This is a genomic window from Rhizobium sp. RU36D, assembly GCF_900176345.1.
GTDB lineage: Bacteria > Pseudomonadota > Alphaproteobacteria > Rhizobiales > Rhizobiaceae > Allorhizobium.
Genome location: NZ_FWXU01000023.1, coordinates 26,131 through 40,669 on the forward strand (window position 1 = coordinate 26,131; position 14,539 = coordinate 40,669).

11 protein-coding genes are annotated in these 14,539 nt (G+C 63.5%); 4 read left to right on the top strand and 7 right to left on the bottom strand.

Annotated features, from left to right (window positions below; all coding sequences use genetic code 11):
* Nucleotides 1-62 precede the first annotated feature (62 nt).
* The 5 genes from B9A97_RS22590 to B9A97_RS22610 form a co-directional block, all read right to left on the bottom strand.
* Complete coding sequence (locus B9A97_RS22590; protein WP_084368087.1) at nt 63-845, bottom strand: ABC transporter permease; 783 nt, start codon at nt 843-845, stop codon at nt 63-65.
* An 8-nt stretch (nt 846-853) separates the two neighbouring features.
* The gene (locus B9A97_RS22595; RefSeq protein ID WP_084368088.1) at nt 854-1,711 is read right to left on the bottom strand and encodes an ABC transporter permease; all 858 of its coding nucleotides are present in this window, start codon (nt 1,709-1,711) and stop codon (nt 854-856) included.
* Nucleotides 1,708-2,751, bottom strand: coding sequence for an ABC transporter ATP-binding protein (locus tag B9A97_RS22600; protein WP_084368089.1), 1,044 nt, complete (start codon nt 2,749-2,751; stop codon nt 1,708-1,710). Before B9A97_RS22600 ends, B9A97_RS22595 begins: the two co-directional genes overlap by 4 nt.
* Nucleotides 2,752-2,841: 90 nt before the next feature.
* Nucleotides 2,842-3,879, bottom strand: coding sequence for an ABC transporter substrate-binding protein (locus B9A97_RS22605; protein ID WP_084368090.1), 1,038 nt, complete (start codon nt 3,877-3,879; stop codon nt 2,842-2,844).
* Between the two features lie 81 nt (nt 3,880-3,960).
* Nucleotides 3,961-4,938, bottom strand: coding sequence for an isopenicillin N synthase family dioxygenase (locus tag B9A97_RS22610; protein WP_084368091.1), 978 nt, complete (start codon nt 4,936-4,938; stop codon nt 3,961-3,963).
* Nucleotides 4,939-5,041: 103 nt separating this feature from the next.
* On the opposite strand from B9A97_RS22610, the gene B9A97_RS22615 reads away from it, so the two are divergent.
* The 4 genes from B9A97_RS22615 to B9A97_RS22630 are packed head-to-tail and all read left to right on the top strand — an operon-like array spanning nt 5,042 to nt 10,049.
* The gene (locus B9A97_RS22615) at nt 5,042-6,151 is read left to right on the top strand and encodes a carbohydrate kinase (RefSeq protein WP_084368133.1); all 1,110 of its coding nucleotides are present in this window, start codon (nt 5,042-5,044) and stop codon (nt 6,149-6,151) included.
* Nucleotides 6,152-6,173: 22 nt separating this feature from the next.
* Complete coding sequence (locus B9A97_RS22620) at nt 6,174-7,103, top strand: pseudouridine-5'-phosphate glycosidase (protein WP_084368092.1); 930 nt, start codon at nt 6,174-6,176, stop codon at nt 7,101-7,103.
* Nucleotides 7,104-7,126: 23 nt separating this feature from the next.
* Entirely contained in the window at nt 7,127-7,936 is an 810-nt protein-coding gene (locus B9A97_RS22625; protein ID WP_084368093.1) for an enoyl-CoA hydratase/isomerase family protein, read from the top strand.
* Nucleotides 7,937-7,946: 10 nt separating this feature from the next.
* Nucleotides 7,947-10,049 (top strand): acetate--CoA ligase family protein, encoded by a 2,103-nt coding sequence (locus B9A97_RS22630; RefSeq protein ID WP_084368094.1) that lies wholly within the window; start codon nt 7,947-7,949, stop codon nt 10,047-10,049.
* A gap of 2 nt (nt 10,050-10,051) precedes the next feature.
* Here B9A97_RS22630 and B9A97_RS29540 read toward each other — a convergent pair whose 3' ends face one another.
* Both B9A97_RS29540 and B9A97_RS22635 read right to left on the bottom strand, forming a co-directional pair.
* The gene (locus B9A97_RS29540; protein ID WP_143530665.1) at nt 10,052-11,029 is read right to left on the bottom strand and encodes a nucleoside hydrolase; all 978 of its coding nucleotides are present in this window, start codon (nt 11,027-11,029) and stop codon (nt 10,052-10,054) included.
* Between the two features lie 33 nt (nt 11,030-11,062).
* Nucleotides 11,063-14,539, bottom strand: coding sequence for an indolepyruvate ferredoxin oxidoreductase family protein (locus B9A97_RS22635; RefSeq protein ID WP_143530666.1), 3,477 nt, complete (start codon nt 14,537-14,539; stop codon nt 11,063-11,065).

Below are 14,539 nucleotides of genomic sequence, written 5' to 3' on the forward strand. Positions count from 1 at the left end.
TCCGCGCGCAAACGACCGATGCCAAGCCAAAGCCATGGCATCGGTCTGTCTCACCGCGCCGATCAGAACCGATGTATGCGCAGCCCCAGAAATTTTTCCGAGATGATGACGACGGCCAGTGTCAGCACGATCGAGCAGGTCGAGACGGCTGCGGCTTCCGGCGTGAAATTCGTCCTGAGGTAATCGAACAGCTGGATCGGCAGGGTCGACGTCCCGACATTCTTCAGCATGAAGGAGATGGTGAAGATGTCGAAAGAGATGATGAAGGCGAACAGGCAGCCGCCGATGACGCCGGGCTTGATCAGCGGCAGCATGATCCGCCAGAAGCGGGTGAAGCGTCCGGCGCCGAGGCTCTGGGCCGCGAGGCTCCAGGAGGGGTCGTAGCTGTCCATCGAGGCCGAGACGTTGATGAAGACGAAGGGCAGCGTGATCAGCACATGCCCGACGATCATGCCGACCATGGTCTGCGTGCCGATGCCGATGGAATAGACGAAGAACAGCAGCGAGATCGCGGTCAGCACCTCCGGCAGCAGCAAGGGCGCCAGCATGGCGACCCGCACGGTTTCCTTCAGCCGGCCCGCATGCTGGACATAGAAGATCGCCGCCATGGTGCCGATGATGCCGGATATCACCATGGATACGAAGGCGATCCAGAGCGAGGTGCGGATCGCCCGCATGAAGACCTCGTTGTTGAAGAACACGACATACCAGCGGAAGGACAGGCCCTGCGGCGGGAAGGTCAGGAAGGCGCCGGCATTGAACGACGCCCCGACGACGACCAGGATGGGCGCCAGCAGGAAGGCATAGATGATAAGGCAGTAGACGGTGAAGAAGGGTTTCGACATCTTGGTTCTCACGCCTTCCATTTGACAGCGGTCATGCGCCCGAAGATGACGACGATGATGGCGCCGGTCGTTGCAAGAACGAGCGCCAGCGCCGATCCGAAGGGCCATTGGAACGTGTCGATCAGCGCATCCACCACGGTGACAGCCATGGTCTTGACCCTGAGCCCGCCGATCAGCGACGGCGTGACATAGGCCGAAAGCGACAACACGAAGACCAGGATGCAGCCGGCCTGGATGCCCGGCAGCGACAGCGGCAAAGTGACCCGGCGAAAGGCCGTGAACTTCGAGGCCCCCAGCGACCGGGCAGCGGCTTCCAGCGAGGGATCGATGCCCTGGATAGCGCTCATGATCGGCAGGATCATGAAGGGCAGGAACACATGCACCAGCGCGATGACGATCCCGAGCGCATTATACATCAGCGGCAGAGGGCCATCGATGACGCCGAGATTGGTGAGGGTACGGTTGATCAGCCCGTTATTGCCGAGCAGGATGGTCCAGCCGAAGCTGCGGATGACGATGCCGACCAAAAGCGGTGACAGCACCAGCCCATAGCCGACGGCGCGGAACCGCGAATTGCCGCGCGCCAATTGCCATGCCACGGGAAAGCCGAGCAACAGGCAGAGAAGCGTGGTGACAAAGCCGATCAGCAGGGTGTTGATCACCTGGCCGATATAGAAATAATCGGAAAAGAACTTGCCGTAATTGCCTATCGTGAAGCCCGGCCCGTAGGGGGTGCCCTGCCCCGGCATGCGGAAACTCATCAGGATGATATTGAGATAGGGCAGCACCAGGAAGACGAAGATCAGGATCGCGGCGGGCGCGATCAACAGCCAGGGGCCGAAGCCTTTTTTGCTGGTGGCGTTCATGCGACGGATCCAAGCGGCCAGAAACGCTCGACCGGCACCTGCACCAGCACCGCCTCGCCATCGGCAAAACGGTTGCGCGGGAAGGTCTGGACGTCAAGCCTGCTGCCGTCCCCCATCTCAAGGTGATAATCGACGAGGCTGCCGGAGTAATAGCTGGACACGACCTTGGCCGGCACGCCCATGGCGCCGCTTGCAGCGGGCAAAAGCTCGATGGCCTCGGGCCGAAGGGCAAGCGTCATTTCGATGCCATCCGGGAAGATGCCTGTCAGCGGGATCGCGCCGAAGGCCGTCATGACCATGCCGTTCTGCACCTTGCCCTTGACGATATTCACCTGGCCGACGAATTCCGCCACTTCAAGGCTGACCGGACGCTCATAGATGTCCGCAGGCGTGCCGATCTGGGCGATCCGACCGCCGAACATCACCACCACCCGGTCCGACATCGTCATCGCCTCGGCCTGGTCATGGGTGACGTAGACCGTCGTGATGCCGACGCGGCGCTGCAGATCGCGGATGAAGACGCGCATTTCCTCGCGCAGCTTGGCGTCGAGATTGGCGAGCGGCTCGTCGAGCAGCAGGATCTTCGGCTCGATCACCAGTGCCCGGGCGAGCGCCACGCGCTGCTGCTGTCCGCCCGAGAGCTGGCGCGGATAGCGGTCGGCATAGCCCGTGAGCTGCACCATATCCAGCACCTTGGCGATGCGCGCCCGCATTTCGGCCTTGGGCGTCTTGCGCATTTCCAGTCCGAAGGCGAGGTTGCGCTCCACCGTCATATGCGGAAACAGCGCGTAGTTCTGGAACACCATGCCGATGTCGCGCTTCTCGACTGGCACATGCACCACATCGCGCCCATCGAAGCGGATCGCGCCTTCGGTCGCCTCCTCGAAACCGGCGATCATCTTCAGCGTCGTCGTCTTGCCGCAGCCGGAGGGGCCGAGCAGCGAGATGAACTCCCCCTCGGCGATCCTCATCGAAATCCCGTTGACTGCGAGCGACTGCCCGTAGTCCTTGGTCAGCTTTTCAATGCTAACCTCTGTCATCTATTTTCACTTTCCAATGATACCGCGCCTGGCGAAAAAGCCGATCATGGCTTGCCTTGGGAAGACAAGCCATGATCGCAGCGGGGGAAACTATTTCACGGTCTTGGCCCAACGTTCGGCAAGCTCGCCCTGCTTCTCGTTGACGAAGTTCCAGTCCCAGGTCAGGATCTTGTCCATGTCAGCGCCGGAGACCGGAACGCTGGCCTTGAGATCGTCAGGCACCACGACCTTGGAATTGGTCGGCGAGATGAAGAACTGCTTCATCATCATGGCCTGGACTTCAGGCGACAGCAGGAAATTGGCATATTGATAGGCCAGTTCCTTTTCCGGGCCATTGGCGAGGATGTTGATGGTCTGGTCGAACATGATCATGCCCTCTTCCGGGATGATGCAGTCGACCGGCAGGCCTTGCGCCTTCAGGCGGGCAATTTCGCCGAAATCGAAGGGTGCGACGATGATTTCGCCCGATGCCAGGCCGGTGGAGAGGTTGAAATCGACCTGGATGACCGAGCCGAGCTTCTCAAGCGCGGCAAAGCCGGCATCGACATCATACTGATCCTTGCCGAAGATCTTCGAGAACAGCAGCAGCTCCATCTTGCCTGCGCTGTTGGCGAAATTGTAGAGACCGATCTTGCCCTTGAACTCCGGGTTTTCCCAAAGGTCCTTCCAGGACTTCGGCGGGGTCTTCACCATGTCCGTGCGGTAGCCGATACCGATCGGCGAGACGGCCGCGATCGCGCCCCAGCCATCGGTCTTCTTCGCCAGGGGATAGAGGTCGGCGTAGTTCGGCACCTTGGCGAGGTCCAGCTTCTCGAAGAAGCCTTCCTTGCGCAGACCGGATGCGAAGACCTCGTTGGTCATCACGATCGAATAGGGCGGCTTGTCGACGCCGGCGGCGCGCAGATTGGCGCCGAACACGCGGCCGTTGCCGACATCGAGCGTCACTTCAGCTCCGCTCTGCTTGGTGAATTCAGGCGCAACCGTCGAGCGCCAGAACTGTTCCCAGACCCCGCCGAGTGTCGGCACGACCAGGGTCTTCCCTTGAGCCCGGGCCGGAAGGCCGAAGAGGCCGGCGGCTGCAAGCGCACTCATTCCGGCAAGGGTTTGCCGTCTTGTCAAATCCATCATGCTCAGTTCCCCTTGTTACGTTTTCTGCAACTTGTCTGCGCCGGCGGTTTTCCGCTTCTGAGCGCGTGTCGGTATCAGCCCTCAGCCCTTCGAAAAGGCCTGTTTCGTCTTGAGGTCGATGTAATCGGCGAAGGTGATCGGCTCGTATTTGGCCGGCGAGCCCTCGCGGATGAAGGGCTTCAGGCACTCGATCACCGTCTCCTTGCTCGGATTGAGGAAGAACGGGATCGACTGGCGCCGTGCCGTGCCCTTGAAGCCGCTTGGCGGGTTGGCCACCCGGTGCGGCGTCGAGACCCATTCGTCATTGGTCCAGCGCATGAAGGCATCGGCGATGTTGATGACATAGGCGCCCTCGATCGACGGCGCATCCAGCCATTCGCCGGAGCGCTTGCGCACCTGCAATCCACCGGGGGACGCTTCCGAGCGCAGGATGGTCATGAAGCCGTAGTCGGTGTGCACGCCGGCGCGCAACTGGCCCGGCAGCGGCGATTCATCCTGTTCGGGATAGTTGATCACCCTCAGCGCCGACATATGGTTTTCGAAGGAGGGCTCGAAATAGTCTTGGTCCAGGCCGATTGCCTGGCAGAAGATCCGCCGCATGTGCTTCGACAGGATTTCCATTTCCCGGAAATAGTCCCGGAAGGCCGCTTCCAGTCCGGCCGGCTTCTCGGGCCATGCATCGCCCGGCAGCCGCTCGCCGAAATTCAGGCTTTCCTTGTAGTCGCCCGGGGTCTTGATGCCGAGTGTTGCCGCCAGCGCCTCGTCGGCGATCGGCGAGAACGCCACCCCGCCGATAACGCCGGTGCCACGGCCTTGGCTCTTCTTCCAGTCATGCGGCTCGTCAAAGAAGGCGCGCGCCAGATCGTAGAGCCGCTTGGTGATCTCGACCGAAACGCCATGGCCCGTCACCAGAAAGAAACCTGTGTCGCGGCACGCGGTCTCGATGGCCTTCACCACGGCGGCGCTGCCGGTCTCGCCGCGGATGAACGGACCGACATCGATGACCGGAATGCCTTCTCCTGATGGGGAGCTGGCGGCACTGGCGCTGGTGGCGGACATGGGTTTTTCCTTCCGGCTGCACTTCGACAAACAGATGTTGACAAAAACATCTGTTGTTGTCCATATAAAAATTATCGAAGCTCGAAACGGTGATCGAAGCGATATGGAAGACCTTGGCGCCCAGGAAGCGGCCGTCCTTGAGATCATCAAGGAGAACCCCTTTGCGGGGCAGCAGGAAATCGCGACCATGCTTGGGCTGGCCCGGTCCACGGTGGCGGCTCACATCGTTCAGCTGATGCAGAAAGGCTATATCCTCGGCCGCGGCTATGTGATGCCGGCCAGTTCGCGGGCGGTCTGCATCGGCGGCGCCGTGCTGGACCGCAAATACCGGGCCCGCACGCCGCTGGTGTTCGAGACCTCCAATCCGGTCGATGGCCTGCGCAGCCTGGGTGGCGTGGCGCGCAATGTCGCCGAAAACCTGGCTTTGCTCGGCACCACCACCAGCTTCGTGTCGATCGTCGGCGATGATGAAACTGGCCGCGCGATCCTGAAGCACATGCGTGATCGCGGCATCGATGTCAGCCAGGTCATCACCTCCGGCGAACGGCCGACGGCGGAATATGCGGCTATTCTCGATCCCCAGGGCGAACTGGTCCTCGGCATTGCCGACATGAGCATTTTCGACCTGTTCGCACCGAGCTACCTGGACCGCATCTGGCCGCATCTGGCGGCCGCCACCTGGGTGTTTGCCGATTGCAACCTGCCGGCCGAAACCCTGTCCGCTCTCATCGCCAAACGGCGCGGCGCACGCTTCAAGCTGGCCATCGATGCCGTCTCCACGCCCAAGGCCGCCCGCCTGCCCAAGGACCTCACCGGCATCGACCTGCTGTTCATGAATATCGACGAGGCCAATTCGATCCTGCAGCGCAAGGGGCACGAGACCATCGACGACGCCCGCGATGCCGCGGTCGCGCTGCAGCTTGCCGGCGCGCGGGAGGCCGTGGTGACCATGGGGTCTCGCGGCATCGCAGTCGCCGGCACCGAGGGGGTCAGGACCTTCCCGGCCGTTCACGCCAAGCCCGTCGATATCACCGGCGCGGGCGATGCCATGATTGCCGGCACGCTGCATCGCATCCTCTCGGGCGAAGACACCTATGGGGCCGCCCGTACCGGCGCCCTTCTCGGCACGTTGACCACCGAAAGCGCGGCCAGCGTCCATACCGAACTGTCGGAACGCTTCCTTCAGGCCAACATGCACCGGCTTGCCGGCTGATACTCCAAGGACCCCTGCTGAAATGACCCTTATGAAACCCGAACTGAGCCGCGACGTGGCCGAAGCCCTTGCCGCTGGCGGCCCTGTCGTGGCGCTTGAATCGACCATCATCACCCACGGAATGCCCTACCCCGCCAATCTGGAGACCGCGCTCGCCGTGGAGGCTGTGATCCGCGACAATGGCGCCGTTCCCGCAACGATCGCGGTCGTCAATGGCAAGCTGAAGGCCGGGCTGGAGGCAAGCGAGCTGGAAGCGCTGGCCCAGGCCAAGGGCGTGGTGAAGGCCTCCGGCCGCGATCTTGCGGTTGCCATGGTGCGCGGCGCGTCCGCCGGCACCACGGTTTCGGCCACCATGATTTTGGCTGATCTTGCCGGCATCGACATCTTCGCGACCGGCGGTGTCGGCGGCGTGCATCGCGGCGCCGAACAGACCTTCGACATCTCCGCCGACCTGACCGAGCTCGGCCGCACGAAGACCGCGGTCGTCTGCGCGGGCGTGAAATCGATCCTCGATATCGCCAAGACGCTGGAATATCTGGAAACCCAGCGCGTGCCCGTCATTGCCTATGGCACCGACGACTTCCCGGCCTTCTTCACCCGCTCCAGCGGCTTCAAGGCGGACCACCGGCTAGATACGCCGGCCGAAATTGCGAAAGCCATGCTGCTGCATCACGGGCTCGGCACCGGCACCGGGCTCCTGGTCGCCAACCCGATCCCGGAAGCGGCTGCGCTCACGCCCGAATTCATCGATGGCACGATCGCCGATGCGGTCCGCGAGGCGGAAGAAAAGGGTATCGGCCGCAAGGAGCTTACGCCCTTCCTGCTGGCGCGCATCAACGAGATGTCGGGTGGCGAAAGCCTGAAAGCCAATATCGAACTGGTCAAGAACAACGCGGCGCTCGCCGCCCGGATGGCGGTTGCCTATTCCGCCCTGAAACTCGCCTCGAAGTAACGGCCTATAAAAAGGGGAATGCCATGAGCTACGAAACCATCCTTTACGAGAAGGATGCCCACGACAAGTTCGCGACCATCACCATCAACAGGCCGGAAAAGATGAACGCGATGAACAAGACGGTCATCCGCGAGATCGATGCGGCGCTGGCCGCCGCCGTCGCCGACCCGGATGTCAACGCGCTTGTGATCACGGGTGCCGGACGTTCATTCTCCTCGGGCTATGACCTGCAGGGCGGCGACTTCGATGTCGATATCGATTTCTGGCGCGAGGACATGTCCGAGAATGCCGAGGCGCTTCTCAACATCTGGAAGGCGCCGATCCCGGTCATCGCCTCGGTCAATGGCTATGCGCTGGCCGGCGCGCTGGAACTGATGATGTGCTGCGATCTGGCCATTGCCGCCGACAATGCCAAGTTCGGCGAGCCGGAAGTGCGGCACAATTCCGGACCTCCGGCGCTGATGATGCCGTGGCTGCTCGCCACCCGCGACGTGCGCTGGCTGATGTTTACCGGCGACACCGTCGATGCCGAGGAAGCGCTGCGCATGCACCTGATCAACAAGGTGGTGCCGGCCGACCAGCTGAAGGAAAAGACGGAGAACCTGGCCCGCAAGCTCGCCCGCATGCCGGTGCCGGCGCTGAAATACACCAAGGCCTCGATCAACAACCAGCAGGTCGTGGCAGGGCTCTTGCCCGCCTTCCAGTACAACATTGAAGCAATTGCAGCGCTCCATGTGACGAAGCAAGGCCGCGAATGGATGGCGAACCTCGCCAAGATGTCGCTCAAGGAATATCTGAACTTCCGCGACTCGCCCTTCAAGGGTCTGGACTGAGGATCGCGCCATGCCCGCAAACACCCCTGAGGCGATGCGGGCGTTGATGGCGCCCCGCTCGGTCGCCATTGTCGGCGCCACCGAGCGCGCCGACGCCTCCTCCAGCTATGTCATGCGCAACATGATGCGCGCGGGCTATCAAGGCACGATCCTGCCGGTGCATCCGAAGGCCGAGACGGTCTTCGGATACCGGGCCGCCCCGTCACTCTCTGCCCTTGATACGGCTCCCGATGTCGCGGTCATCGGTATTGCCGCCGACCGCGTCATTGCGGCGCTTGAAGACGCCGGCCAGAGGGGCGTGAAGGCCGCCGTGGTATTGGCCTCGGGCTTTGCGGAACTCGACGACGCCGGCCGCGAGCGGCAGCGGCAACTGATCGACATCGCCGAGCGCTATGGCATGGCCATCTGCGGGCCGAATTGCCTTGGTCTGTTCAATCTGTCGACCGGCGCGGCGCTTTATTCCTCCAGCCTTTCGACGAACCTCAGGAAGGGCCGTTTCGCCATTCTCTCCCATTCCGGCGCCAGCGCCATCGCGCTTGGCAATACCGGCCGTTTCGGCCTCAGCCATATCGTCTCCTCCGGCAACAGCGCCGCGACCGATATCGCCGACTACTTGAGCTATCTCGCCGAAAACGACGACACGTCGGCAGTCGGCATCGTCCTGGAAGCAATCCGCGATCCCGGGAAACTGGCCGCGGCCATGGAGCGGATGCATGCTGCGGGCAAACCGGTCATCGCCTTGCGGGCGGGCCGCTCGGACCGGGGTGCGGCGGCAACGGCCGCCCATACCGGCGCGCTGGCCGGCAGCAACGAAGCCTTCCGCGCCTTCTTCGAGCGTGTCGGCATCCTTGAGGTGCCCGACATGGACGGTTTCATCGAGACGGCCAATCTGTGCCTGACGCTGAAGACGCGTCCGCAAAGGCCTGATGTCGCAATTGTCGGCGTGTCCGGCGGCGGCGTTGCCCATGTTTCCGACATCGCCGAAGAGGTGGGCCTTAACCTGCCGGAGCTTGGGCGTGCGACCCGCGACCGCCTGAAAACCCTGCTGCCGCCCTTCGCCACGCCGCAGAACCCGCTGGACACGACGGGCGTCGTCTTTGCCGATGGCACCATCTACCGCGACGTGCTAACGACACTGGCCGGCGACCCCGCCATTGGCCTGATCGTTGCCACACAGGACGCGCCGGTTGGCCTGGATGATGCCTGTGCCTCTGAATATCTCGGCATCGCCGGGGCCGTCGCCGACTATGCCGCAGACGCCACCGTGCCCGTCATCTTCATGAGCAACCTGTCGTCGGGCCACCACGCGGCCGTGGAAGACAAGCTTTCCGGCGTGCCTATCCTGCGCGGGACCAAAAGCGCGCTGACCGCGATCAAGGGTCTGCTGGAGCTTCAGCAGACAGTATCCTGGCCGCAGGCTTGCCCGACCGACCGCAAATCGCTTCCCTCGGGCGCACTCACGGAGCGGGAGGCGAAAACGCTGCTTGCTGCCGAGGACATGCCGGTACCGCAGGAAATTCTGGTCACGTCGGCGCAGGCGGCAGCAGAAGCGGCGGCAAGGCTCGGCTTTCCGGTCGTCCTGAAGATCGAATCTCCCGATATCCCGCACAAGACCGAGGCCGGCGGCGTGAAACTCGGCATCGCGTCGGAGGCCGAGGCGCGCCAGGCCTATCTGGAGATCATGGACAGCGCCCGTGCCTACGCGCCGGACGCTGATCTACGCGGTGTCTCGGTGCAGGAGATGGTCACGGGCAGTGTCGAGGCTCTGGTCGGCGTGGTGCGTCACGAGCCCTTCGGCTTCGGCCTCGTCGTCGGCATCGGCGGCGTGCTGGTGGAACTGGTGAAGGACAGCGCCTTCGATCTCCTGCCGCTCGATCTCGCCCGCGCGGACGCACTCATCGGCAAGACAAGGCTGGCGTCCCTGCTATCAGGCTATCGCGGCGCGCCAGCGGCGGACCGTCAGGCGCTGGCGCAACTGCTGGTGCAGCTATCGGATTTCGTCGCCGCCTATGGCGACGACATCGAAGCGATCGACCTCAACCCCGTCGCAGTGCTGCCCGCGAGGCGGGGCGTGCGCATTCTCGATGCGCTGATCATTCCGAGAGCGAGATAGGGCTACACTAATCTCAGCTTCGGCTGGCGCACCGTGTCGGCACGGCCGAGCGTTGCCAGTCGTTCCGTCAGCAGCGCGAAGAAGCCATCGGCATCCACATCGCGGATGAACAGTGCGTTCTTGGGCCTGCCGCTGACGCCCCACCAATCGGCGACGGTCATGCCACGGGTGAGGTCGGATTCCATCTCGATCTCGACATTGCAATGCCGGCCGGAATAGAGGTCCGGCTTCAGCAGATAGGCGATCACGTTGGGATCATGCAGCGGCCCGCCATCCGTGCCGTATTTCGCCTCGTCGAAGCGCTCGAAATATTCGAGCCATCCGGCCGCCACCTCGCCGACCTGGGTTCCAAGTGCGCGGAAGGCGGCGATGCGCGCGCGCGTGGTCAGCACCTTGTGCGTCACATCAAGCGGCATCATCACGATCGGCGCACCGCAGCCGAAGACGATGGTTGCGGCCTGGGGATCGACATAGATGTTGAATTCGGCTGCCGGGGTGACATTGCCGCCTTCGAACAGGCCACCGCCCATCAGCACCACCCGGCGGATGCGGCCGGCAATGTCGGGCGCCTTGGTCAGCGCCTTGCCGAGATTGGTCATCGGCCCCAGCGTGCAGATCGTCACGGTTCCCGAGGGTTCGTTGCGCAAGGTCTCGATGATGAAATCAACCCCGTGCATGGCCTGAAGCGGCATCACCGGTTCCGGCAGGTCGGCACCATCAAGACCGCTGGCGCCATGGACATATTCCGCCGTCACCAGCGTTCCCGACATCGGCTGGCTGCAGCCGGCATAGACCCCCATGTCGGATCGTCCCGCCAGTTCGCAGATCTTGCGGATGTTCTTTTCCGTCAGCGACAACGGCACATTGCCGGCGGCGGCCGTGATGCCCAGAACCTCGATCTCCGGGCTTGCTAGCGCCAGCAGGATGGCAAGCGCGTCGTCCTGGCCCGGGTCGGTGTCGATGATGATCTTTTCGGCCATGATGGTGACTTTCAGCAGAGGGCGATAACAGGATTAGGCGACATGGGTCAGCGGCGCGGCGTCGCGCCACCGCTCGATCAGCTCCGCGCGGCGCTTCTCGTAGCGCTCGACAGCGGCAAGTTTTACTGGACCAAAGCCGCGCACCATGTCCGGCAGGCCGGCAAGCTCGACGGCAACGGCGTGATTGGCGGCATCCAGCGCCGAACAGAGGTCCGTGACCAGCGCGATATAGTCCTCGATCAGCCGGCGCTCGATGCGGCGCTCCTCGGTGCGACCAAAGGGATCGAGGGCTGTTCCACGCAGGAATTTCAGCTTTTCGAGCACCGCGAAGGCCGGCCTGATCCAGCCGCCGAACGAGAGTTTCTGAGGACGCCCCGTGCGCCCGTCGATCCGGCGGGAAAGCAAGGGCGGCGCCAGATGGTGGCGGATCTTGAAATCGCCTTCGAACTGGCGCGCCAGCTTTTCCGAAAAGCTCCGGTCCCGATGCAGTCGGGCAACCTCGTATTCGTCCTTGTAAGCCATCAGCTTGAAGGCATTGCGCGCGACGGCTTCGGCAAATCCTGTCCGGCCGCGCAGTCGCCGTTCCGTCTGGTCTGCCATGTCGACCAGATCCTGGTAACGCTCCGCATAGGCGGCATTCTGGTAGTCGGTCAGGAAGGCGACGCGCCGGGCGACGATCTCGTCCAAGCTTTCCGCCTTGGTGACCGGCGCGCCGAGACCGGCAGCAGCGGCAACGGCGGCAGGCTCGACAGCGCAGCGGCGACCCCAGCCGAAGGCCGCGCGGTTCATCGCAATGCCGGTGCCATTCAGCTCGATCGCCTTGTCGATGGCCGAGAGCCCGATGGGCACGAGGCCGCGCTGCCAGGCATGGCCGAGCAGGAACATGTTCGCCGCGATCGCATCCCCCAGCAGAGCCGTCGCCATATCCGTTGCGGCCACCGTCTCGACAGCCTCCTCGCCGGCAGCACGGCGCAGGGATTTCAGCGTCGCCTCCTGGCGGAAATCGATCGTGGTGTCCTTCACGAAGGAAGCCGTCGGGGCGAAATGATCATCGATGACGGCATGGGTGCGATTTCGCGCAAAGGAAGCCAGCGAATTGCGCGAGGCGGCGACCACGATGTCGAAGCCGAGCACCAGGTCGCTTTCCCCCGGCCCGATGCGAGCGGCATTCAGTTGATCAGGATCGCGGGCAAGCCGGATATGCGAGACGACCGAACCGTTCTTCTGGGCCAGGCCCGTCTGGTCGAGCGTCACCAGCGCCAACCCGTCGATCAGCGCCGCCTGGGCCAGGATCGCGCTGACGGTAATGACGCCTGTGCCGCCAATGCCGGCCAGCAGCATGCTATAGGGGCGGTCGAAGGTTGTGGCGAAGGCCGGCAGCGGCAGGTCGTCGGTCCTGACCGTCTTCGACTTCACCTGCGGTTTGCGGATGCTGCCGCCTTCGACGGTGACGAAGCTCGGGCAAAAGCCCTTGATGCAGGAGAGATCGGTGTTGCAGCTGGACTGGTTGATCCGGCGCTTGCGGCCAAACTCGGTCTCCTGCGGCTCGATGGAGATGCAGTTGGAGACGGCCGAACAGTCGCCGCAGCCCTCGCAGACCAGTTCGTTGATGAAGGCGCGCTTGTCGGAGACGGGAAAGGCACCGCGCTTGCGCCGGCGGCGTTTTTCGGCGGCGCAGACCTGGTCATAGATCAGCACGGTGACACCCGGAACCTCGCGCAATTCCCGCTGCACGGCATCGAGTTCGTCGCGGTGATGAATGGAAACCTCGCGCGGCAGCCGGCCCTGCCAGACCTCCGGCCGTTCTGCGACGACGACGACACGCTCGGCACCCTCCGCCAGCATCTGCCCGACAATGCCGGGCACCGTGACCTCGCCGTCATGCTTCTGGCCGCCGGTCATGGCAACGGCGTCGTTGTAGAGGATCTTATATGTAGCATTGACCTTCGCGGCGATGGCGGCACGGATCGCCAGCACGCCGGAATGGAAATAGGTGCCGTCGCCCATGTTGACGAAAATGTGCTTCTCGTCGGTGAAGGGCGACAACCCGATCCACGAGCCCCCTTCCCCACCCATCTGGGTGAAGGTCGAAGTGTTGCGGTCCTCATTGCCGATGATCATCATGTGGCAGCCGATACCGGTCGAGGCGCGGCTGCCTGGCGGCAGGCGGGTGGAGACGCTGTGCGGACAGCCCGAACAGAAATAGGCCTCGCGCTTCAGCGCCGTGGCTTCCACGCCCATGGCCAGCGCCGTTTCCTCAATGAAACGGGCGCGGGCAGCAAGAGCCTCGTCCATCTGCGAAAACCGCGAAAGGATGGCGCGGGCCACCGCAATCGTGCCGATCTCGCCGGCTGCCTGCAGCAGCGGTGCGCCATCCAGGCCGGACTTTCCAAACACACGGGGGCGATGCTCAGCCTCCATGTTGAACAGCTGTGCCTTGATCTGGTCTTCGAGGATGGGGCGCTTTTCCTCGATGACGAGGAGTTCATCGACACCGGCGGCAAAGGCGGCGAGCCCCTGCGGCTCCAGCGGCCAAACCATGCCGACCTTGTAGAGGGCAATCCCCAGTTCGCTGGCGCGGGCCTCATCGATGCCGAGCAATGACAGCGCTGCCATCAGGTCGAGCCAGGACTTGCCCGTGGAGACGATGCCAAGCCAGGCGCGACCTTCGCCGCCCCAGACGGGGCGATCGATCCGGTTGGCGCGGGCAAAGGCCTGCACCGCCAGCATCTTGCGCTCCAGCCGCAGTTCCATGGCATGCGGCCCATCCGGCCAGCGCAGCCCCAGCCCGTCAGGCGCAAAGCTTTCGTCGGGTATGACGATCTGCAATCGATCCGGATCGATATCGACGGTCGCGGAACATTCGACGATTTCCGTCTGGCACTTGAAGCCGATCCAGGCGCCGGAATAGCGGCTCATCGCCCAGCCCAACAGACCATAATCGATATATTCGCCGATGCCAGCCGGCGATAGCAGCGGCACCATGGCCGAGATCAGGTTGTGCTCGCTCTGGTGCGGCAGGGTGGAGGAGACGGCGCCGTGATCATCGCCGACCAGCAGCAGGACACCACCCCTGGCATTGGTGCCGACGGCATTGGCATGGCGGATGACATCCATGCTGCGATCGACGCCCGGTCCCTTGCCATACCACATGGCGAACACGCCATCATAGCGCGAGCCTTCGAACATGCCGGTCTGCTGGGTGCCCCAGACCGCGGTCGCCGCCATGTCCTCGTTCAGGCCGGGCTGGAACTTGATATGGGCGGCGTCGAGATATTTGCGGGCCTTGCCCATCTCGCGGTCGAAACTCGCGAGCGGCGATCCGCGATAGCCCGAGACATAACCCGCCGTGTTCAGCCCCTGGGCGAGATCGCGCTGGCGCTGGATCATCGGCAGGCGGATCAGCGCCTGCGTGCCTGAGACCAGGATACGGCCACGCTCCAGCGTGTAGCGGTCATCAAGGGTGAATGTCCGGGAGCTGTCTGGCACGGGCGTGGCGTGAATGGTCAT

Excerpts from the sequence above, each read along its gene's own strand:
- B9A97_RS22600 (WP_084368089.1), bottom strand. The coding sequence starts at position 2,751 with ATGACAGAGGTTAGCATTGAAAAGCTGACCAAGGACTACGGGCAGTCG.
- B9A97_RS22615 (WP_084368133.1), top strand. The coding sequence starts at position 5,042 with ATGGAAGACCTTGGCGCCCAGGAAGCGGCCGTCCTTGAGATCATCAAG.
- B9A97_RS22590 (WP_084368087.1), bottom strand. The coding sequence starts at position 845 with ATGTCGAAACCCTTCTTCACCGTCTACTGCCTTATCATCTATGCCTTC.
- B9A97_RS22605 (WP_084368090.1), bottom strand. The coding sequence starts at position 3,879 with ATGATGGATTTGACAAGACGGCAAACCCTTGCCGGAATGAGTGCGCTT.
- B9A97_RS22595 (WP_084368088.1), bottom strand. The coding sequence starts at position 1,711 with ATGAACGCCACCAGCAAAAAAGGCTTCGGCCCCTGGCTGTTGATCGCG.
- B9A97_RS22635 (WP_143530666.1), bottom strand. The coding sequence starts at position 14,539 with ATGACCATTCACGCCACGCCCGTGCCAGACAGCTCCCGGACATTCACC.
- B9A97_RS22625 (WP_084368093.1), top strand. The coding sequence starts at position 7,127 with ATGAGCTACGAAACCATCCTTTACGAGAAGGATGCCCACGACAAGTTC.
- B9A97_RS22610 (WP_084368091.1), bottom strand. The coding sequence starts at position 4,938 with ATGTCCGCCACCAGCGCCAGTGCCGCCAGCTCCCCATCAGGAGAAGGC.
- B9A97_RS29540 (WP_143530665.1), bottom strand. The coding sequence starts at position 11,029 with ATGGCCGAAAAGATCATCATCGACACCGACCCGGGCCAGGACGACGCG.
- B9A97_RS22630 (WP_084368094.1), top strand. The coding sequence starts at position 7,947 with ATGCCCGCAAACACCCCTGAGGCGATGCGGGCGTTGATGGCGCCCCGC.
- B9A97_RS22620 (WP_084368092.1), top strand. The coding sequence starts at position 6,174 with ATGACCCTTATGAAACCCGAACTGAGCCGCGACGTGGCCGAAGCCCTT.